The 19,592-nt window shown below is 62.5% G+C and carries 15 protein-coding genes; 4 read left to right on the top strand and 11 right to left on the bottom strand.

Annotation, left to right across the window (positions count from 1 at the left end):
• Positions 1 to 2 precede the first annotated feature (2 nt).
• On the bottom strand, positions 3 to 1,112 hold the full coding sequence (locus tag N688_RS17730) for an ATP-binding cassette domain-containing protein (protein WP_202901960.1): 1,110 nt from the start codon (positions 1,110 to 1,112) through the stop codon (positions 3 to 5).
• A 293-nt stretch (positions 1,113 to 1,405) separates the two neighbouring features.
• On the opposite strand from N688_RS17730, the gene N688_RS17725 reads away from it, so the two are divergent.
• Complete coding sequence (locus N688_RS17725; RefSeq protein WP_052890533.1) at positions 1,406 to 2,533, top strand: nuclear transport factor 2 family protein; 1,128 nt, start codon at positions 1,406 to 1,408, stop codon at positions 2,531 to 2,533.
• A gap of 464 nt (positions 2,534 to 2,997) precedes the next feature.
• Positions 2,998 to 4,077 (top strand): Rv0361 family membrane protein, encoded by a 1,080-nt coding sequence (locus tag N688_RS17720; protein ID WP_052890532.1) that lies wholly within the window; start codon positions 2,998 to 3,000, stop codon positions 4,075 to 4,077.
• A 96-nt stretch (positions 4,078 to 4,173) separates the two neighbouring features.
• Here N688_RS17720 and hutU read toward each other — a convergent pair whose 3' ends face one another.
• The 9 genes from hutU to N688_RS23830 form a co-directional block, all read right to left on the bottom strand.
• Complete coding sequence (hutU, locus tag N688_RS17715) at positions 4,174 to 5,886, bottom strand: urocanate hydratase (RefSeq protein ID WP_052890531.1); 1,713 nt, start codon at positions 5,884 to 5,886, stop codon at positions 4,174 to 4,176.
• 225 nt (positions 5,887 to 6,111) lie between these two features.
• Positions 6,112 to 7,020: a hypothetical protein gene (locus tag N688_RS23005; RefSeq protein ID WP_156025498.1), complete on the bottom strand. Its 909-nt coding sequence runs from the start codon at positions 7,018 to 7,020 to the stop codon at positions 6,112 to 6,114.
• 151 nt (positions 7,021 to 7,171) lie between these two features.
• Complete coding sequence (locus N688_RS17700; protein WP_052890528.1) at positions 7,172 to 8,065, bottom strand: hypothetical protein; 894 nt, start codon at positions 8,063 to 8,065, stop codon at positions 7,172 to 7,174.
• Between the two features lie 275 nt (positions 8,066 to 8,340).
• A complete protein-coding gene (locus N688_RS23000; RefSeq protein ID WP_156025497.1) occupies positions 8,341 to 9,531 on the bottom strand; it encodes a hypothetical protein in 1,191 nt (396 codons plus the stop codon).
• A gap of 865 nt (positions 9,532 to 10,396) precedes the next feature.
• A complete protein-coding gene (locus tag N688_RS22995) occupies positions 10,397 to 11,305 on the bottom strand; it encodes a hypothetical protein (RefSeq protein WP_156025496.1) in 909 nt (302 codons plus the stop codon).
• Positions 11,306 to 11,456: 151 nt separating this feature from the next.
• The gene (locus N688_RS17675; RefSeq protein WP_052890523.1) at positions 11,457 to 12,350 is read right to left on the bottom strand and encodes a hypothetical protein; all 894 of its coding nucleotides are present in this window, start codon (positions 12,348 to 12,350) and stop codon (positions 11,457 to 11,459) included.
• A gap of 503 nt (positions 12,351 to 12,853) precedes the next feature.
• Positions 12,854 to 13,219: a hypothetical protein gene (locus N688_RS17670; RefSeq protein ID WP_156025495.1), complete on the bottom strand. Its 366-nt coding sequence runs from the start codon at positions 13,217 to 13,219 to the stop codon at positions 12,854 to 12,856.
• Between the two features lie 969 nt (positions 13,220 to 14,188).
• Positions 14,189 to 15,106 carry a hypothetical protein gene (locus N688_RS17660; RefSeq protein WP_156025494.1) on the bottom strand — a complete coding sequence of 306 codons (918 nt, stop codon included), beginning with the start codon at positions 15,104 to 15,106 and terminating at the stop codon, positions 14,189 to 14,191.
• Between the two features lie 250 nt (positions 15,107 to 15,356).
• Positions 15,357 to 16,250 (bottom strand): hypothetical protein, encoded by an 894-nt coding sequence (locus N688_RS23830; protein ID WP_052890519.1) that lies wholly within the window; start codon positions 16,248 to 16,250, stop codon positions 15,357 to 15,359.
• Between the two features lie 793 nt (positions 16,251 to 17,043).
• Here N688_RS23830 and N688_RS22985 point away from each other — a divergent pair.
• Positions 17,044 to 17,307 (top strand): hypothetical protein, encoded by a 264-nt coding sequence (locus N688_RS22985; RefSeq protein WP_156025493.1) that lies wholly within the window; start codon positions 17,044 to 17,046, stop codon positions 17,305 to 17,307.
• 18 nt (positions 17,308 to 17,325) lie between these two features.
• Complete coding sequence (locus N688_RS17645) at positions 17,326 to 17,574, top strand: hypothetical protein (RefSeq protein WP_052890517.1); 249 nt, start codon at positions 17,326 to 17,328, stop codon at positions 17,572 to 17,574.
• Between the two features lie 431 nt (positions 17,575 to 18,005).
• Here N688_RS17645 and N688_RS24105 read toward each other — a convergent pair whose 3' ends face one another.
• Positions 18,006 to 18,167, bottom strand: coding sequence for a hypothetical protein (locus tag N688_RS24105; protein WP_156025492.1), 162 nt, complete (start codon positions 18,165 to 18,167; stop codon positions 18,006 to 18,008).
• Between the last annotated feature and the right edge of the window lie 1,425 nt (positions 18,168 to 19,592).

Raw genomic sequence — 19,592 nt, 5'->3', positions numbered from 1 at the left:
GTTTACTGGCGCTTGCCTTCGCCCAGCATGCTCCTTCCAGGTGGAAGAGGAGAAGGAAGACCACCGAAGGCAGAGGCTGATGCTCCGGGAAATTGAGCTGCTGCCGTGAGTTCAAGAAACGCTTCTTCAAGGCTGCCCTCATGGGGATGGATCTCTGCCGCGAAGAGGTCCCGGCGAGCCAGTAAGGCATTGATCTCTGCAGAGCGCTCTGCCGGTGCCTCTACGCGGAGCGTTGTGGCTGCCTCTCCTCTGGCCTCGCTCGCTTTCCCAGGCTGCTCGCTGGGACCGGCTCCCGCCGCTGCAACGGCTTTGATCCAGGTGGCCCCACCCTCGCGTGCTTCCTGTAGGAGCTGCAGGGCTGCCTGAGCCTCGGCGCTGCTCTTCATACGGATCAGAATGTGCTCGCTCTGGCGTAGGAGAGCGGCGACGTCCCCTTGCTTGATGAGATTGCCTCGGTGCAGAATGGCTACGCGGTTACAGACCTGCTGAACTTCGTGTAAAATGTGGCTGGAGAGAAAGATGGTCTTGCCTTGCTGGGCGAGGCGCACGATGAGCTGGCGAATCTCAACCATGCCAACGGGGTCTAACCCGTTGGTTGGTTCATCCAGGAGGATCAACTCGGGGTCGGTCAGGAGGGCGGCGGCGATGCCGAGCCGCTGCTTCATTCCAAGCGAGTATGTATGATAGGCGAGCCCGGCCTGGGCGCGCAGCTCGACCAGCTCGAGGACCTCTTCGATGCGCTGGTCGTTGAGAGGGTGCCGGGCCATGTCTGAGGCTGCGGCAAGAATGCGCAGGTTGTCTCTTCCAGAGAGATAGGGATAGAAGACAGGTGTTTCGACAACAGCGCCGATGCGCCGCAGGATGCGCGGAAGCTGGTATTGGTTGTCCAGGCCAAAGATAAAGGCGCGCCCCGCTGTGGGGCGAATCAGCCCCAATAGCATGCGGATGGTGGTGGTCTTCCCTGAGCCGTTGGGGCCGAGGAAGCCGAAAACATCGCCTCGCATCACGCGCAGATTCAGGTCATTGACTGCCACGAGGTTGCCAAAGGCTTTGGTCAACCTGCTGGTGCTGATGATGATGTCATTTTCTGCGCTGAGAATGATGTCGTTCACGCTTTGCTCCTGGTGACGTACTCGCCGCTGATCGCCAGTCGGGCCAACGGTACTGAATACTTCAGCCGGCGGCGCGCTTGCTGTCTCTTTAGTATGCCCTGTTTACCCTGTACTGGCAAGTAGCCTGCAAGTAGCCTGTGTAGGTCTGCTGCTGCCCTTCCCTATTGCGCCAGAGAAGGCTACTCTTCTGGCTCTTGCCTCTGGCAACCTGGTTGCTGGCTGACTGAGAGCAAGGTAAGACGAAAGGAAGGATATGGACTTGCTTGACGAGAGGGGAAGGAAGAGAGGCGCAGATGTGGTCTGTTGATCCTGACGATGGACATCGATCAGGTCTGCACGCCGGTTCCAATGGCTATAGAGCTGAGAGTGCTCCTGAGCCGTCGTGGTCTGTTACTACCAGAGAGTTGAGCTGGTCATCGCCAGCGCCGACAGCAGGCGGAGGACCTCGGCGCGCGAGTCGACGCCTCCTGCTCATTGCCCTGGCTGGAGGTCTGCTGCTGGCGCTGGCCGCCGGAGGAGCCTGGTACACGCTCCGTTCGACTCCAGAAAAGTCATTAGCCGCCTTTTGCACTGCTCTGAGTCAGGGAGATCCTCGCTCGGCCTATCGCTATCTGGATTCGGCTTTACAGCGTCAGACTTCTTTGCTGGTTTTCTCTGGCTTGTTGGGAGAGACCGAAGGCTGTAGCTATGAGGCCCTTCAGGTGCAGGGGACGACGGCAACGGCTTTGCTACGGCTCACCAGCGCCGGCCAGCTCCAGACGCAGCAGGTCAGCCTGAGCCAGGAAGGAGGAACCTGGCTACTGAGCAAGGACGAGGCGCTCACAGCGCTACCACGCTCGCTCGATGCCTTTTGTTCAGCGTTGCAAGCAGGTAAAGCTGACGCTGCCTATGCAAAGTTGACGGCGCTTTTCCAGCGCCATGTCTCTCTTGGGCTTTTTCGCCTGCTTGTGGATGGTGTTACCTCCTGCTCCTCGCAGATTGAAACAGTGACTCCTACGCAGGCCAGGACTCTGGTCGTGGTGCGCTACCGTACTGAGGCCCAGCCGGAGCAGAGCACGGCCCTGCTGGTACCTGCGATGGGCGACTGGTTGGTCGATGCTCTATCGTCGCTGTCGACGCCAACACGCTCCCTCTTGAGTTTTTGCAAGGCGCTGCAGCAGGGCGCGTATAGCACTGCCTACGAGCTGCTCAGCCTGGACTTCCAGGCGCATTTTGGTGGCCTGCGCCAGTTTGTCAACGTTGCTGATCCGGTAATCAAGAGCAATGGGGGGATCAAAAGCTGTGCGGTGGGAGCAACTCAGAAGAAAGGCGATCGCTTCATTGTGAGTGGGATCATTACCTATGCCAATGGGAAAACAGAGACGGATCATGATGAGCTGGTGCTAGAGGCCGATATCTGGCGCCTCAATGCCCTGGCCTGAGAGCCTTGAGCATCTCTGGCTGTGGGGCTGTCTCGTGCCTGCCCTATCGTTCTCCTTGAAGAAAAATGCCCGCTTGCTACGTTTTTTGGACAGGGTAGACTGGACTGGGCCAGGCAGGAGGCAGGTCCCTGCCAGAGTGGGGAGAAGAGTAGGCTGCCAGTATACCACAAGTCAGTCGTTTGTCACTGAGTGCTCCGGCTGCTTCTTGTGCAATGTGGGCGAGCGAAGCAGGCAAAGGAAAGAAGGTTGCTAACTGTGAGACAATCGCGGACTAGCGTAGAGCAAGTCAGTAGATGTCTGGTCGAAGCTGCACTGGCTCTGCTTGCGTGGTAGTCAGTGGTAAAGTGATGGGACAGGGAGGTCCGGGTGGATGCACCGGGGCCAGGTGTTCTGAGCAGGTGAATGGTCCGAAGCAGGCAAGCAGGAAGGAAGTAGACACCGATCAAGGAAAAAGGAGTTCTCTTGTGGAAGCGAGCTTGAGCGGCCCTCAAGGGCGTATTGCCCTGGGGCCGGGCGTGACGACTGTGGGGCGTGCGCCCGATAATCAGATTCGTTTGAACGATCAGCAAGTTTCGTCACACCATGCGGAATTTCGTGCTGAGGATGGAGGGTACAGTCTGGTTGACCGAGGCAGTACCAACGGCACCTTTGTCAATGATCAGCGTCTGACCAGCCAGGTTCCTCGGCGTCTTAACTCAGGCGATCGCATTCGTTTCGGGGAGACAGTCTTTACCTATGAGGTCGCTGGGGTTGGGGACCAGGCCGAAGAGCGCACGGTGGTGGCGGGTTCACCCGATCAGTTCCAGCCCTCCTCGGCGGCGCCCTCCTATCCTCAGTCAGCGTATCAGTCGCCCCCTGCTGCAGCCTCGCCCATGCAGGGACAAGGGTATGGCCAGCAGGGAGGGTGGCCAGCTCAGCCCTATGGGGCGCCACCTAATCAAGGCTATGGTCAGCGGCCACCGGCAGGCCCACCGGGCTACCCTGTGCAGCCGGCGCCCTATGGTCCACCTCCCCAGGGGGGGCCACCCTTCCCCGGTCAGGCAGCAGGCTATCCGCAATTCCCGCCGCAGCCACAGCCGCCGGCGCGGCGTGGCGGGCGTGCAGGTTGCCTGATTGCCTCTCTCCTGGTGCTGGTGCTCTTGGTGCTTGTTTTAGTTGTGGTACTCTTTAATCCTCTCAATTTCCCTGGACCTCTCGGATTGCTTGCTTCCTCACCTCAGAAGACGATGGATACCTTCTGCAGTGCTCTGAAGAAGAGCGACTATCACACAGCCTATGGTCAATTCTCGTCTAACCTCCAGGCGAATGAAAGTGAGCAGCAGTTTACGAAAGGCTTTCAGACCATCACAGCGCTGGTGGGGCCAGTGACCACGTGTTCGGCCTCTGATTTCCAGGAGAATGGGGACCATGCCACTGCGCAGTTAAAGCTGGGCTTCCAGCGAAGTGCGCGTATGGCGACGGGCACAATAAACTTTGTGCGTGAGAATGGAACGTGGAAGATCGATCGGGCGCCGCAGACGAACGACAATCAGGTGCAGACCTGATTGAGGCCGGGGCTGGGTCACTTAGGCAGGCTGGGACCCCCGAGAGAGGAGAGGGTCCCAGTCTGCTTTTCTTATGGCTGCCGATGGGAGCGATGATTATTGTGTGGACGAGCGTGGGGACATAGGTAACTTCAGGCCCCACTGGTGAGCGCAGGTCAGGGCTTCCTCATAGCCAGCGTCCACGTGACGAATGACGCCGATGCCGGGGTCGTTTGTCAGCACTCGTTCCAGGCGGTGGGCCGCTTCGGGGGTACCGTCGGCGACGATCACCTGGCCGGCGTGGAGTGAGTAGCCGATGCCAACGCCGCCGCCGTGGTGGAAAGAGACCCAGGTAGCGCCCGAGGCCGTATTGAGGAGGGCATTAAGAATGGGCCAGTCAGCGATAGCATCGCTGCCGTCCTTCATGCCCTCGGTCTCGCGATAGGGCGAGGCGACTGATCCGCTGTCAAGATGGTCACGTCCGATGACGATAGGGGCCTTGACCAGGCCGCGTGCGACCAGCTCGTTGAAGGCCAGGCCAGCTTTGGCGCGTTCGCCGTAGCCGAGCCAGCAGATGCGGGCGGGCAGACCCTGGAAGTGGATCTTCTCGCGGGCGAGGGTGAGCCAGCGGCGCAGGGCCTGGTCCTCGGGGAAAAGTTCGAGGATGGTCTCGTCGGTGCGATAGATATCCTCGGGGTCGCCTGAGAGGGCCACCCAGCGGAACGGTCCTTTGCCCCGGCAGAAGAGGGGGCGGATGAAGGCGGAGACGAAGCCGGGGAAGTCCATCGCGTGTTGCTCACCTGCGGCAAGAGCCTGGCCGCGCAGGTTGTTGCCGTAGTCGAAGACAACGGCACCGCGTCGTTGCATGTCGAGCATGGCGCGGACCTGGCTGACGAGCGATTGGCGGGCGCGCTCAATATATCCCTGGGGATCGCGCTGACGCAGGTCTTTGGCTTCGTCCACTGAGAGGCCAGCGGGGATGTAGCCATTCAGGAGGTCGTGGGCGGCGGTCTGATCGGTGACCAGGTCGGGAATGATGTTGCGGCGGACCAGCTCGCTGTAGACCTCAGTGGCGTTGCCGATGAGACCGATTGAGAGCGGCTGGCCATTGCTGCAGGCTTCGCGGATCTGGGCCAGGGCCTCATCGAGGGTGCTGGCCATCTCATCACAGTAACCGGTTTGGAGGCGCCGCTGGATGCGCTGCGGATCGACCTCGACGGCCAGGCAGACGCCTTCATTCATGGTGATAGCCAGAGGCTGGGCGCCACCCATGCCGCCGAGGCCGGCGGTGAGGACAAATTTCCCCCGGAGGGTGCCGCCGAAGTGCTGGCGGGCGGCTTCGGCGAAGGTCTCGTAGGTGCCCTGGACGATGCCTTGAGAGCCGATATAGATCCAGGAGCCGGCGGTCATCTGCCCGTACATGGTCAATCCCAGGGCTTCGAGGCGCCGGAATTCGTCCCAGCTAGCCCAGTGGGGAACGAGGTTGGCGTTGGCAATGAGGACGCGCGGCGCGTCGCGCTGGGTGCGGAAGATCCCAACGGGCTTGCCGGACTGGACAAGCAGGGTTTCGTCATCTTCCAGCTCTTTGAGGGCGCGGACGATGGCATCGAAGGCTTCCCAGGAGCGGGCAGCCCGTCCTGAGCCGCCGTAGACGACCAGGTCGTCGGGCCGCTCGGCTACCTCGGGATCGAGGTTATTCATGAGCATGCGCATGGCTGCCTCTTGCTGCCAACCTTTGCAGGAGAGCTGCGTGCCTCGCGGGGCGCGGACGGTGCGCGGTCCACTGGTGCCCGGCTGCCCTGCCGGGCCTGAATGCTCGTGCTGCGACATGCTGTACTTCTTCCTTTCCAGGCTGAGTTAATCAGTTGCTGTTGGTATTGAGTTAGGGCAGGGTTGTCTGCTGCTTGTGGGCGGTTTGTTGCCTGCTTATGTTATACACCCTCCCTCTGGCTGGTGGAAGGTGCCGGGGAGGCCCCTGCCGCCTGACGGGGAGGGGGGCCTGAGCCTGGGAGGGAGCAGGCCCCCTGCGGGGTGAGCGAGAGGCGGCCCTTGGCGTTAGCTTGAGAAGGGTTGGACATCGAGGAGCCAGTGAACATCACGGGGAATAGTCTGGGTGTGATAGAAGTGCTGCAGGATGCGCCAGGCGAGCGGCTGCTGGAGGGCGGTGCGAGCGGGGGAGCTGGTAGGAGGTTGGGTGCAGACCGAGACTGCGGGGCCAGCGAGAGAGGGATCGAAGGCGAGGAGGGTTTCTACAGGGAAGCGCTGGTTGTGGGGGAAGAAGAAGACGGCGTAGCGTTGCTGGAGGCCGCCGACGATGGCGAGGGTGCCGTGGTCAGGGAGGGTGAGGAAGACGTGGGTGACAATTTGGCCGTCAAGGAAGGCCAGTGTGGTGATGAGGGTGTGCCAGTTTGGTGCGACGGAGAGGTCGGAGGTATCAGGAGACAGCGCGAGCAGGGTGGGGGTGTGAGCGAGGTCAGGTCGTGGGGAGGGGGGCACAGGGAGGGTGTGAGGGGGAGGGTCGGTTTCGAGTGTCCAGCCTAAGTCTGGCTGGAGGGGCAGGGAGCGGTAGAGCTCGCCGTGGGCGAGGAAGTGGCGGGCGATGGGAACAAGGAGGGGCCAGGACAGGGTGGCGTAGGCAGGGGAGAGGAGAGGGGGCTGCAGGCAAAGGGGCAGGTCCGGGCCGGTCTGATGGAGGTGTACGGCCTGCAGGGAGCGGGTAGGGATGAGAGGGGCCGGAGCGGGCCTGGTGGGGCTGGGGTCGAAGAGGACGAGGAAGCGCAGGGAGTGGCCGCCCCGGATGGTGAGAGACTGCTGCTGAGGACTGGTGAGGGAGAGCCGGCAGGTCCGAGGGCTGAGGCCGTCGAGGGAGAAGAAGGCGTCGGAGATCTGGGACCAGGAAGGGTCAAGGATCGCGACCTGGTCTTGGGAGCCGAGAGAGAGCCGCCAGGGATGGAGCGCCGTCATGGGTACAAGCAACCTCCTGTGGTGTCGGTCATGTGCACATGAGGGAAGAAGCAGGGCGAGCCAGGAGAGGGGAGCAGCAGCGATGAGGAAGAGGAGGAGAAGGGCTGCTCCCCGGCTCCCGAGCGTCATCAAGGTGTCTGTGCCAGCGTGTTTAAAAGGAGAGCCAGTGAACATCGCGGGGAATGGTCAGGGTCTGGTAGAAGTGCTGCAGGATGCGCCAGGCGAGCGACCGCCGGACGGCAGTGCGCGAGGGCCACTCGACATAGACCTGGATGCACAGTTCGATGTCGGGGCCGGCCAGGGAGGGGTCCATGGCCTGCAGCCAGAAAACTGGGTTGGGCTGACCCTGGGGGAAAAAGAAGACGGCGTAGCGTTGCTGGAGGCCGCCGAGGACGGCGAGGGTGCCGTGGTCGGGGTGGGAGAAGAAGGCGTGGGTGAGGGAGTGGCCGTCGAGGCAGAAGAGGGCGGTTTCCAGGTCGGACCAGTCGGGGAGAGGGAAGGAGTCGGAGGAGGTTGGACCGAGGACGAGGAGGGAGGGAGAGGAGGCGTGGGGGGAGTCAGCCGGCGGAGCAGGGGGAACAGGCAAGAAAGCCGGAGCGGGCTCAGTCTCGATCTCCCAGTAGCCGTCGAGCTCGCCTTTCTCAAAGAAGCGGCGGGCGATCTGGGAGAGGCGGGGCCAGGAGAGGACGGCGTAAGCGGGGGAGGAGACTGGGGGCTGCAGGCAGAGGGGCAGGTCGGAAGCGGTCTGGTCCAGGTCGACGGCCTGGAGGTAGCGAGTAGGAAAGCGAGTAGAAGTGAGGCGGGCGGCAGTGTGAGGAGCTACCCAGGCGGGTACAGGCTCAAAGAAGACGAGGAAGCGCTGGGAGTTGCCGCCGCCGAAATGAAGGGAGCCATAACTGGGGCAGGTGAGAATGAGCAGGTCGCGGCGGACGCACTGGCCGTCGAGGGAGAAGAAGGCGTCGGTGATTTGGGACCAGGAGGGGTCAAGGATCTCTTCAGGGTCTTGGGAGCCGAGAAAGAGCACCCAGGAGAGGGACGAGGTCATAGCAGTGATCAACCTCCTTGTGTTGTGTGTGGGTGAGCTGTAGAGCAACGGAGAAAGACGACTGTCACGGTACAGGAAGACGCATCTGTCCCAGCGGATGAGAAAGCGCCGGGCATGCCGGGGGCAGATGCAACGCATCTGGGAGAATCTTCCGACGGGGGGAGGGAGAAGCGGTAGCGGGTGGAGGGGGTGAACCGAACCGTCCTGGCTGGGGGTGAGAGAGAGAGCCAGGACGGTCTGGCAGCAGAGGGAGGGAGGGAGGGGGAGGAAGGGGGTCAGGAGGGGAAGACCTCGACGAGGGAGAGGGAGCCGTTGGGGTCGGAGGCGAGGAGGACGAGGCGGGGGGAGCCGTCGGGGTCGGTGAGGGCGAGAGCGGGAAGAACTCTTGGGCTGGGGAAGGGAGGGCGCAGGTGGGGGAGAGAGAGGGAGTCGAGGAGGGAGCCGTCGGAGGAGCGGCGGAGGGAGAGGAGGAGCTGGTTGGGAGAGGCGAGCAGAGACCAGAAGTGAGAGGGAGGGTGTGAAGAAGGAGAGGGGGAGGAAGGAGCGAGCAGGGAGAAGAAGGAGGAAGGGTCGGCGGGGAAGGAGTCGAGGAGGAGGAAGGAGGAGGGAGAAGGAGAGGAGGGGAGCCAGCGCCAGAGGCGCCAGGAGTCGAGGGAGAGGTCGGAGCCGAAGAGGGAGGGGCCGGAGGGGACGAGGGAGGGGAAAGCGCCGAGCCAGGGGAGGGAGGAGAGGGGATCAAGGGAGGAGGAGAGCCAGAAGAGGGAGCCGACGCCCTGTGGGGGGACTGCGGGTCGGGAGAGGTGGTCGTGAGGGCGAGAGGGAGCCCGCAGGGGGAGGGAGAGGGCGGCGAAGTAGGAGGGGGAGCCGTTGGGGTCGGAGGGGCCGGAGGCGAGGGAGAGGGAAGGGAGGTAGTGGTCGAGGAGGTCGTCGGAGGGGAAGGAGAGGGAGCGGATGGGCAGGGAGAGGTGGTCGGGCCAGAAGGAGGAGAGGAGCTGGCCGGAGGAGAGGGAGAAGGTTTCCAGGCCGAGGCGCCAGAGGCCGGGGCCGCGGCGTTCGAGGCTGGCGGGACCAGGCTCCAGGAAGCGGCGGATGCCGGCGCTCAGCAGCAGGTCAGGGGGGAGGTGGAGCACGGAGACATCATCGAAGAGGGCGAGCGTGAGCAGCTGGGGGGGACGGTGGGGCTGCTCGGGGAGCCACTGCAGCAGGAAGAGCGTGGCATCGGCGATCTCGTCTTCTGGGAACTGGAGGAAGACCAGGAAGACCTGCTCCGGCTGGCAAAGCAGCTGGAGCGGTCTTTTTTCTTCGAAAAAGGTATAGGTGCTGCGGCTAATCAACCAGGAGTCGAGGTCGCGCCAGGAAGGGTCAAAGGCAGCAGCCCGGGCCGCATCGGGGTCGGGGTAAGCTTCGAATGAGGGGTAGCCGAAGAGGTAGAGAGAAAGGGAGTCGCGAGGAGTGGAGGCGAGCAACCAGCCCTGGTACTGAGGGGCAGGGCGCAGGAGGACAGAGGAGGATAAGGCTGGCCTAAAGTGAAGAGGAAGGAATTGCAGTCTCGAATTGGGTGGGACTGCTCGAGGGCTGGTAAGGATGCCAAGAGAACAAGATAGAGAAGTGGGGCCAGGGGGGAAAGGTTGTGACGCTGGCAGCTTAATCTCTGGGGCAGCCAGGAAGAAACCAACGTGACCATTGGGGGCAGCTGCCAGAGGAGAGAGCAAGGGACGGTCTTGGGCCTGAGTGGGAAGGCGGTGAAGGGTGTGAGAGAGCATCACAGGCACCTCCGGAATGGTAGAGCTGCATTAGATTGCACATTTTAGCAGGATACTAGGGTCTCCGAGTTGGGAAAGCTGTCAAGACAAAGCTTGACCCATCGGGACGGGTAACAAGGACTACTTCGACATTGGCTGTTTCGTAGCGGGAGCGATCTGCCGCATAGACGTAGCCGATCATTTCTGGGCAAGTAGCTCTATAGGTAGTCCTTATTGTACCACCAGGGCCCCGGCGAGGAATACCTGCAGTACCATGATCAAGGGCGTACTGGACAGCCTCCTCGGCAGTTTGTAGGGGCATGAGCAGATGGGCGGGCGATAGGGGGTGATCTGGCTGGGCAGGGAGCGGGGTCAAAGTAGGTGAGGTTGGGGCTGTGGATAGGGGGGAGGAGCCAAGGGGGTTGGCGAGGGGAGGCAGGGCTAGAGGGTTGGGAGGTGGGGAACAGGTTCGAGTCGAGAAGGGAGAGATAAGCGAGAGCGGGGGGAGCAGGCCCCCAGCGGGGCAGTGGATGGTGGTACTGAGGGCCTGCGGGGAGGGCAGCAGGAGGAGGGCAGCCCTGGGCGTTAGTTAGCTAGAGAAGGGTTGGACATCGAGGAGCCAGTGGACATCACGGGGAATAGTCTGGGTGTGATAGAAGTGCTGCAGGATGCGCCAGGCGAGCGGCTGCTGGAGGGCGGTGCGAGCGGGGGAGCTGGTAGGAGGCTGGGTGCAGACCGAGACTGCGGGGCCAGCGAGAGAGGGATCGAAGGCGAGGAGGGTTTCTACAGGGAAGCGCTGGTTGTGGGGGAAGAAGAAGACGGCGTAGCGTTGCTGGAAGCCGCCGACGATGGCGAGGGTGCCGCGGTCAGGGAGGGTGAGGAAGACGTGGGTGACAATTTGGCCGTCAAGGAAGGCCAGCGTGGTGATGAGGGTGTGCCAGTTTGGTGCGACGGAGAGGTCGGAGGTATCAGGAGACAGCGCGAGCAGGGTGGGGGTGTGAGCGAGGTCAGGTCGTGGGGAGGGGGGCACAGGGAGGGTGTGAGGGGGAGGGTCGGTTTCGAGTGTCCAGCCTAAGTCTGGCTGGTGGGGGAGGGAGCGGTAGAGCTCGCCGTGGGCGAGGAAGTGGCGGGCGATGGGAACAAGGAGGGGCCAGGACAAAGTGGCGTAGGTAGGGGAGAGGAGAGGGGGCTGCAGGCAAAGGGGCAGGTCCGGGCCGGTCTGGTGGAGGTGTACGGCCTGCAGGGAGCGGGTAGGGATGAGAGGGGCCGGAGCGGGCCTGGAGGGGCTGGGGTCGAAGAGGACGAGGAAGCGCCGGGAGTGGCCGCCGCGGATGGTGAGAGACTGCTGCTGAGGACTGGTGAGGGAGAGCCGACAGGTCCGAGGGCTTTGGCCGTCGAGGGAGAAGAAGGCGTCGGAGATCTGGGACCAGGAAGGGTCAAGGATCGCGACCTGGTCTTGGGAGCCGAGAGCGAGCCGCCAGGGATGGAGCGCCGTCATGGGTACAAACAACCTCCTGTGGTGTCGGTCAGGTGCACATGAGGGAAGAAGCAGGGCGAGCCAGGAGAGGGGAGCAGCAGCGATGAGGAAGAGGAGGAGAAGGGTTGCTCCCCGGCTTCCGAGCGTCATCAAGGTGTCTGCGCCAGCGTGTTTAAAGGGAGAGCCAGTGAACATCGCGGGGAATGGTCAGGGTCTGGTAGAAGTGCTGCAGGATGTGCCAGGCGAGCGGCCGCCGGACGGCAGTGCGCGAGGGCCACTCGACACAGACCTGGATGCACAGTTCGACGTCGGGGCCGGCCAGGGAGGGGTCCATGGCCTGCAGCCAGAAAACTGGGAGGGGCTGACCCTGGGGGAAAAAGAAGACGGCGTAGCGTTGCTGGAGGCCGCCGAGGACGGCGAGGGTGCCGCGGTCGGGGCGGGAAAAGAAGGCGTGGGTGAGGGAGTGGCCGTCGAGGCAGAAGAGGGCGGTTTCCAGGTCGGACCAGTTGGGGAGAGGGAAGGAGTCGGAGGAGGTTGGACCGAGGACGAGGAGGGAGGGAGAGGAGAGGTGGGGGGAGTCAGCCGGTGGAGCAGGGGGAACAGGCAAGAAAGCCGGAGCGGGCTCAGTCTCGATCTCCCAGTAGCCGTCGAGCTTGCCTTTCTCAAAGAAGCGGCGGGCGAGCTGGGAGAGGCGGGGCCAGGAGAGGACGGCGTAAGCGGGGGAGGAGACTGGGGGCTGCAGGCAGAGGGGCAGGTCGGAAGCGGTCTGGTCCAGGTCGACGGCCTGGAGGTAGCGAGTAGGAAAGCGAGTAGAAGTGAGGCGGGCGGCAGTGTGAGGAGCCACCCAGGCGGGTACAGGCTCGAAGAAGACGAGGAAGCGCTGGGAGTTGCCGCCGCCGAAATGAAGGGAGCCATAACTGGGGCAGGTGAGAATGAGCAGGTCGCGGCGGACGCACTGGCCGTCGAGGGAGAAGAAGGCGTCGGTGATTTGGGACCAGGAGGGGTCAAGGAGCTCTTCAGGGTCTTGGGAGCCGAGGAAGAGCACCCAGGAAAGGGACGAGGTCATAGCAGTGATCAACCTCCTTGTGTTGTGTGTGGGTGAGGTGTAGCTCGACAGAGAGAGATGACCGTCGCAGCACAGGGAGACGTATTTGTCCCTGTGGCTGAGAAGGTGCAGCGCATCTGGGAGAATCTTCCGGCGGGGGGAGGGAGAAGCGGTAGCGGGTGGTGGGAGGTGAACCGTCCTGGCTGGAGGTGAGGATGAGAGCCAGGACGGTCTGGCAGCAGAGGGAGGGAGGGAGGAGGAAGGGGGTCAGGAGGGGAAGACCTCGACGAGGGAGAGGGAGCCGTCAGGGTCGATGAGGGCGAGGGAGGGCGCAGGTGGGAGAGAGGGAAGGAGTCGAGGAGGAGCCAGGAGGAAGGAGAGGGGAGCCAGCGCCAGAGGTGCCAGGAGTCGAGGGAGGGGAAAGCGCCGAGCCAGGGGAGGGAGGAGAGGGGATCAAGAGAGGAGGAGTGCCGGAAGAGGGAGCCAGCAGGGGGAGGGAGAGGGCAGCGAAGTAGGAGGGGGAGCTATTGGAGTCGGAAGGGCCAAGGGGCGAGGGAGAGGGAAGGGAGGTAGTGGTCGACGAGGTCGTCGGAGGGGAAGGAGAGGGAGCGGATGGGCAGGGAGAGGTGATCGGGCCAGAAGGAGGAGAGGAGCTGGCCGGAGGAGAGGGAGAAGGTTTCCAGGCCGAGGCACCAGAGGCCGGGGCCGCGACGCAGAGTGCTGGGTGGAGAGGTCACCTCCAAGGAGCGTTGGCAGAGAGCAAGAAGAACCTGGTGCTGGCGAGGCAAAGTGCAGACTTGATCGCAGAAGGTCTGGCGGCGCAGGAGCATCTCATCGGTGGGATAGGACTGCTTCCAGCGGCAGAAGAAGAGAGTCGTCAGAGATCTCATCTACAGATCCTTCCTGCTCGAGGAAGAGGAGCAAGCTTTCCTCCTGATGAGTCCAGAATTCAAGGGGAAAGCGGGGGCCTCTTTGGGGAAAGTCATGGCCGATTGACCAGAGAGGAAGCCAGCGTTGTTGGGAGGGAAACCTACGGTAGAAGGATAGCTGTTGTTCACTACCTAGCAGCAGCAGCCATTCCTGAAGAGAAGGGGAGTAAGTAAGGAGGAGATCCGAGGTGGCGCGAGGGGGAAGGATTGTACCCTGCCAGAGGTGCAGGCGTCCTGGTTGAGAAGGAGTGGAAAGAGAGAGTTCCCCAAGCTGGCAGATGGAGTTTTCTGCAGGACTGGTTGTAGCTTCAGCGGCGGTGAGGAGGGCGACGCCGACGCGATTCTCTGGACCATCTGTCAGCGCCGCGATCAGTGGCTGTGATAGGGGCCTGTCAGTCAGGGGGTGACGAGTGACGGTCAGCATGAAGATCCTCCTTGTGGCCGATTAGAAGATGTTAGAAGATGTAAGAACGCCTGGCTCTGCTCAGGGTATATGCTCCATCGCACTCTACAGGAGAGGGTAGGGGTAGGCTGTCAAGATAGAGGTTGTACCATCGGGAGCAGTTTCTATGACGATGAGAAGTGCATTGGTTTCACTACGCACGAACGTACTTGTTTGCCAGTCATAGGTGTAGACATAGCCGACGTTCTCGGGAAAGGTGCCTGAGTAGACCACTCGTCTCTGAGCCAGGCTGTCTGTCCTCAGTGGGTGGTCAGTGCAGGGAGGTTGGGGCCGTTGAGGGGAAGGAGCCGAGGAAGTCGGCGAGAGGAGCCGTGGCGAGAGGAGCCGGAAGTTGGGGGACAGGTTCGAGCTGAGAAAGGAGAGGAGAGCGAGGGCAGGGAGGGAGCAGGCCCCCAGCGAGGTCAGCCGGAGGTGATGCTGAGGGCCTGCGGGATAGGGCGGCAGGAAGAGGGGTGCAGCCCTTGGCGTTAGTTAGCTAGAGCAGGGTTGGGTTGGCCATCGAGGAGCCAGTGGACATCACGGGGAATAGTCTGGGTGTGATAGAAGTGCTGGAGGATGCGCCAGGCGAGCGGCTGCTGGACGGCCGTGCGTGAGGGGGAGCTGGTAGGGGGCTGGCTGCAGACTTCGATGTCGGGGCCAGCGAGAGAGGGATCGAAGGCGAGGAGGGAGGTGACAGGGAAGTGCTGGTTGTGGGGGAAGAAGAAGAGGGCGTAGCGTTGCTGGAGGCCGCCGAGGACGGCGAGGGTGCCGCGGTTGGCGCGAGAGAAGAAGGCATGGGTGAGCGTCTGGCCGTCAAGGTGGCATAGAGCGGTACTCAACTCGAACCAGTCTGGTTCGAGGAAGGGTTGGGAAACGCTGGGGCCCTGCAGGAAGAGGGTGGAGGGAGAAGACCAATCGGGCTGTGGGGGAGGGAGTGTGGGGAGAGAGGAGGGAGGAGGATCGGTCTGGAGGGACCAGGCGATCTGAGGGTGCTGTGGGGAGTGAAGGAGGAGCAGGCCGGTCTGCCAGAAGTGGCGAACGAGGTGAAGGAGGGGAGACCAGGGGAGGGTGGCGTAGGAGGGGGAGAGGAGAGGAGGCTGCAGGCAGAGGGGCAGGTCGGGACCGGACTGAAAGAGGTAGAGGGCCTGAAGGGAGCGGGTGGGGAACGGGTGGGCCAGAGCGGGCTTGGGAGGGCGAGGGTGGAAGAGGACGAGGTAGCGCAGGGAGTGGCCGCCGCAGATGGTCAGCGACTGCTGCTGAGGACTGGTGAGGGAGAGCCAGCAGCTGCGAGGGCTTTGGCCGTCGAGGGAGAGGAAGGCGTCGCTGATCTGGGACCAGGAGGGATCGGTGAGCACCTCCTCGGCTGGGGAGCCGAGGGAGAGCAGCCAGGACATGAACGATGTCATGGGAGCAAGCCACCTCCTTTGGAATTGATATGCTGCTTGGCAAGGAAGCAGCAGCCTGATCCAATGGATACTACAAGGAGTGATGAAGACGGGGGAGGGAGTAGGATAGGTAGGAGGCTGTCTGTGTACCAGCCCCCATAGAAGGGCAGGGGGGATGAGACCCCGGCAGGATAGCAGGGGGTGGGAGGGAGCGCCAGCGTACCAGGCTGGGCTGAGCGAGGTGAAGGCAGCAGGAAGGCTGCCTCCTGTCTCACTGGGGTGTAACACCGAGGAGCCAGTGGACATCACGGGGGATGGTTAGAGTGTGATAGAAGTGCTGGAGGATGTGCCAGGCGAGGGGTTGGCGGATGGCGAGGCGTGACGGGAAGGCAGCGGGGGTCTGGATGCACAGCTCGACTTCGGGACCGGCCAGGGAGGGATCCATGGCCTGCAGGGAGAGAACCGGGAAGCGCTGGTCGTGGGGGAAGAAGAAGAGGGCGTAGCGTTGCTGGAGGCCGCCGAGGACGGCGAGGGTGCCGCGGTCGGGGCGGGAAAAGAAGGCGTGGGTGAGGGAATGGCCGTCGAGGCAGAAGAGGGAGGTTTCCAGGTCGGACCAGTCGGGGGAGGGAAAGGACTGGGAGGAGGAGGGACCGAGGACGAGGAGGGAGGGAGAGGAAGCGTGAGGGGAGGCGACGAGGGAGGAGGGGGGAACAGGAAGGAAAGGGGGGGCCGGTTCGGTCTCGATCTCCCACTTGTGGTAGAGCTGGCCTTTCTCGACGAAGGAGCGGACGGATTGGATGAGGCGGGGCCAGGAGAGGGCGGTGTAGGAGGGGGAGAAGAAGGGGGGCTGCAAGCAGAGGGGCAGGTCGGGGCCGGCCTGGTCCAGATCGACGGCCTGCAGATAGCGGGTAGGGACAAAGCGGGCCGTAGCGAAGGAGGCAAGCCATTCGGGTCCCAGCTCGAAGAAGACGAGGAAGCGCAGGGAGTTGCCGCCGCAGATATGGAGAGTGCCGTAGCTGGGGCAGCAGAGAATGAGGGCGTCGCGGCGCCTGCACTGGCCGTCGAGGGAGTGGAAGGCGTCGGCGATCTGGGACCAGGAGGGGTCAGAGATCTCCTCCTCGGCTTGGGAGCCGAGGAAGAGCAGCCAGGAAAGGGGCGAGGTCATAGCAGTGATCAACCTCCTTGTGTGTGGGTGAGCTGTAGAGCAACAGAAAAAGACGACTGTCACGGTACAGGAAGACGCATCTGTCCCAGCGGATGAGAAAGCGCCGGGCATGCCGGGGGCAGATGCAACGCATCTGGGAGAATCTTCCGACGGGGGGAGGGAGAAGTGGTAGCGGGTGGAGGGGGTGAACCGAACCGTCCTGGCTGGGGGTGAGAGAGAGCCAGGACGGTCTGGCAGCAGAGGGAGGGGGAGGAAGGGGGTCAGGAGGGGAAGACCTCGACGAGGGAGAGGGAGCCATTGGAGTCGGAGGCGAGGAGGACGAGGCGAGGGGAGCCGTCGGGGTCGGTGAGGGCGAGAGCGGGAAGAACCTCAGGGTTGGGGAAGGGAGGGCGCAGGTGGGGGAGAGAGAGGGAGAGTCGAGGAGGGAGCCGTCGGAGGAGCGGCGGAGGGAGAGGAGGAGCTGGTTGGGGGAAGCGAGTAGGGACCAGAAGTGAGTAGGAGGGTGTGAAGAAGGAGAGGAGGAGGAAGGAGCGAGCAGGGAGAAGAAGGAGGAAGGGTCGGCAGGGAAGGAGTCAAGGAGGAGGAAGGAGGAGGGAGAAGGAGAGGAGGGGAGCCAGCGCCAGAGGCGCCAGGAGTCGAGGAAGAGGTCGGAGCCGAAGAGGGAGGAGCCGGAGGGGACGAGGGAGGGGAAAGCGCCGAGCCAGGGGAGGGAGGAGAGGGGAGCAAGGGAGGAGGAGAGCCAGAAGAGGGAGCCGACGCCCTGTGGGGGGACGGCGGGTCGAGAGAGGTGGTCGTGAGGGCGAGAGGGAGCCTGCAGGGGGAGGGAGAGGGCGGCGAAGTAGGAGGGGGAGCCATTGGGGTCGGAGGGGCCGGAGGCGAGGGAGAGGGAAGGGAGGTAGTGGTCGAGGAGGTCGTCGGAGGGGAAGGAGAGGGAGCGGATGGGCAGGGAGAGGTGGTCGGGCCAGAAGGAGGAGAGGAGCTGGCCGGAGGAGAGGGAGAAGGTTTCCAGGCCGAGGCGCCAGAGGCCGGGGCCGCGACGCAGAGTGCTGGGTGGTGAGGTCAACTCCAAGGAGCGTTGGCAGAGAGCAAGAACAACCTGGTGCTGGCTGGGCAAAGTGCAGACTCGATCACAGAAGGTCTGGCGGCGCAGGAGCATCTCATCGGTGGGATAGGACTGCTTCCAGCGGCAGAAGAAGAGAGAGTCGTCAGAGACCTCATCTACAGATCCTTCCTGCTCGAGGAAGAGGAGAAAGCTTTCCCCCTGATGAGTCCAGAATTCAAGGGGAAAGCGCGGCCCTCTTCGGGGAAAGTCATGACCGATTGACCAGAGATGAAGCCAGAGTTCTTGAGAGGGAAACCTACGGTAGAAGGATAGCTGTTGTTCACTACCTAGCAGCAGCAGCCATTCCTGAAGAGAAGGGGAGTAAGTAAGGAGGAGATCCGCGGTGGCACGAGGGGGAAGGATTTTACCCTGCCAGAGGCGCAGGCGTCCCGGTTGAGAAGGAGTGGAAAGAGAGAGTTCCCCAAGCTGGCAGATGGAGTTTTCTGCAGGACTGGTTGTAGCTTCAGCGGTGGTGAGGAGGGCGACGCCGACCCGATTCTCTGGACCATCTGTAAGCGCCGCGATCACTGGCTGTGATAGGGGCCTGTCAGTCAGGGGGTGACGAGTGAAGGTCAGCATGATCATCCTCCTTCTGGCTGATTAGAAGATGTAAGAACGTCTGGCTCTTCTCAGTGTATATGCTCCATCGCACTCTACAGGATAGGGTAGGCTGTCAAGATAAAGGTTGTGCCATCGGGAGCAGTTTCTATGACGATGAGAAGTGCATCGGCTTCACTGCGCACGAACGTGCTCGTTTGCCAGTCATAGGTGTAGACATAGCCTACATTCTCGAGAAAGGTGCCTGAGTAGATCATTCGTCCATTAGGCAGTTGTTGTGGAGTGCTGTGATCAAGGACATATTGGATGGCCTCCTCTGCTCTATCGAGAGAGTAAAAAGCACTTGCTTGAGCAGTAACTGCATTAGGATCTTGTCCGCGTAAGCGGCCTCTTCTTTGCGCTGCGATGATCCTCTGACGTGCCTCACCAGCTCTCTGTTCAGCCCGTTGGCGGACCTGATCCTCAGTCACGTTGACATGGCGGGAGAGGGTATGGCCACCCTGCTGCTCATCCCAGGTCAGGTCATGGCGAGGAAGCTGCTGGGGCGATGGTTAGTCTGGCTGGTCAGCAGCGGGCGGAGAATCCCGACCTGCGGGGACGAGAGGAGTCGCAGGGAAGCTGTCCTCCGCTCAGCGAGACGACCCATCCTCAGCGGCTGGCTAGTTCTCTTCCTTGCCAGTGCGACAAAAGCCGGGGGAGAAGAGGCCTCGCCTGGGTAGGGGAGCGAGCAGCTAAGTAGAGGGCGGAGGGATCATTGATCGCTCCCAGCTGCTCGGGGGAGAGGTGCAGGGAGGCAAGAAAGTCCTGCAAGACTGCTCTATCGACAGGGGCGAGACCTCCCAGACGGATCGTCTGCTTGTCAGTTTTGGAGCAAAAGAGCGGGAGGCAGAGCAGCTGCACAGCGCCAGAGCCATCCGGCAAGCGCTGCCCGCCTTGAGCTTGCATGGGGAGATCAAGCTCAGAGCTGGTTCACTCTGGGGAAATAGAGGAAGGGTCACGCTGCCACTGATGCAAATGGTGTTCTAAATAGTCGGCTGGAGAGAAGAGATCAGCAGCCGGAAGAAAGGACGAGGTGCGTTCATGTAACCACCATCGGCCTGTGCTGCAGGGGAGTGCTATCGCGAACTGAAGGCCCAGGTAGCTTCGGGGGGTGGGGAGTGGCCAGAGAGAGAGGAGGAAGGTGTAGCCTTCGGTCGGGAGGGAGAGCGTGAAGGATTGGGGAGGAAGTCCCTGAAGTAGCGCAGAAGGAGGTTGAGAAGGGCCGGGGTAGCTGGGGGGGAGGGTCCGTGAGGGGGATGGTGGGGAAGGCAATAAGGTGGGGAGAGCGTCGAAAGCCTGCTGCCAACAGGGGAGAAACTGAGAGAGGGAAGAGAGGGCCAGAGTCTCTTCGCCGCCAGCAAAGACAGGGCAGGACCAGCGTGAAGAGAAGCCAGTTTGCAGGAGAATACGGATAGGGAAGGAGAGGGAATCTGAGGGCGTGGGAGCTAGGTCAGCGGCGAAAGCTTGCAGGAGGAAGGGGAGATCGTTGGCCTGAAGAGGGGGGGATTCAGAGTCGAGGTCAGCGTGCAAGAGTTCAAGGTGGCGTTCGAGATAGGCGGGAAGCTGATGGAAAGCAGGCATGGAGCAGGGAGTCCAGGGTGTTTGCAGCGAGAAAGACCCGAAGGCGGGATGGGGATAGAGGA

Source organism: Thermogemmatispora carboxidivorans (assembly GCF_000702505.1).
Taxonomy (GTDB): Bacteria; Chloroflexota; Ktedonobacteria; order Ktedonobacterales; family Ktedonobacteraceae; genus Thermogemmatispora; species Thermogemmatispora carboxidivorans.
Note: the sequence above shows the minus strand (reverse complement) of the source record. Positions and strands in the feature narration are given on the sequence as shown.

Bases quoted from the DNA above. Each gene is read 5' to 3' on its own strand.
- N688_RS17725 (WP_052890533.1), top strand. From the start codon at position 1,406: ATGTGGTCTGTTGATCCTGACGATGGACATCGATCAGGTCTGCACGCC.
- N688_RS17670 (WP_156025495.1), bottom strand. From the start codon at position 13,219: ATGAGATCTCTGACGACTCTCTTCTTCTGCCGCTGGAAGCAGTCCTAT.
- N688_RS23005 (WP_156025498.1), bottom strand. From the start codon at position 7,020: ATGACGGCGCTCCATCCCTGGCGGCTCTCTCTCGGCTCCCAAGACCAG.
- N688_RS17700 (WP_052890528.1), bottom strand. From the start codon at position 8,065: ATGACCTCGTCCCTCTCCTGGGTGCTCTTTCTCGGCTCCCAAGACCCT.
- N688_RS22995 (WP_156025496.1), bottom strand. From the start codon at position 11,305: ATGACGGCGCTCCATCCCTGGCGGCTCGCTCTCGGCTCCCAAGACCAG.
- N688_RS17660 (WP_156025494.1), bottom strand. From the start codon at position 15,106: ATGACATCGTTCATGTCCTGGCTGCTCTCCCTCGGCTCCCCAGCCGAG.
- hutU (WP_052890531.1), bottom strand. From the start codon at position 5,886: ATGTCGCAGCACGAGCATTCAGGCCCGGCAGGGCAGCCGGGCACCAGT.
- N688_RS17675 (WP_052890523.1), bottom strand. From the start codon at position 12,350: ATGACCTCGTCCCTTTCCTGGGTGCTCTTCCTCGGCTCCCAAGACCCT.
- N688_RS23830 (WP_052890519.1), bottom strand. From the start codon at position 16,250: ATGACCTCGCCCCTTTCCTGGCTGCTCTTCCTCGGCTCCCAAGCCGAG.
- N688_RS24105 (WP_156025492.1), bottom strand. From the start codon at position 18,167: ATGATCTACTCAGGCACCTTTCTCGAGAATGTAGGCTATGTCTACACC.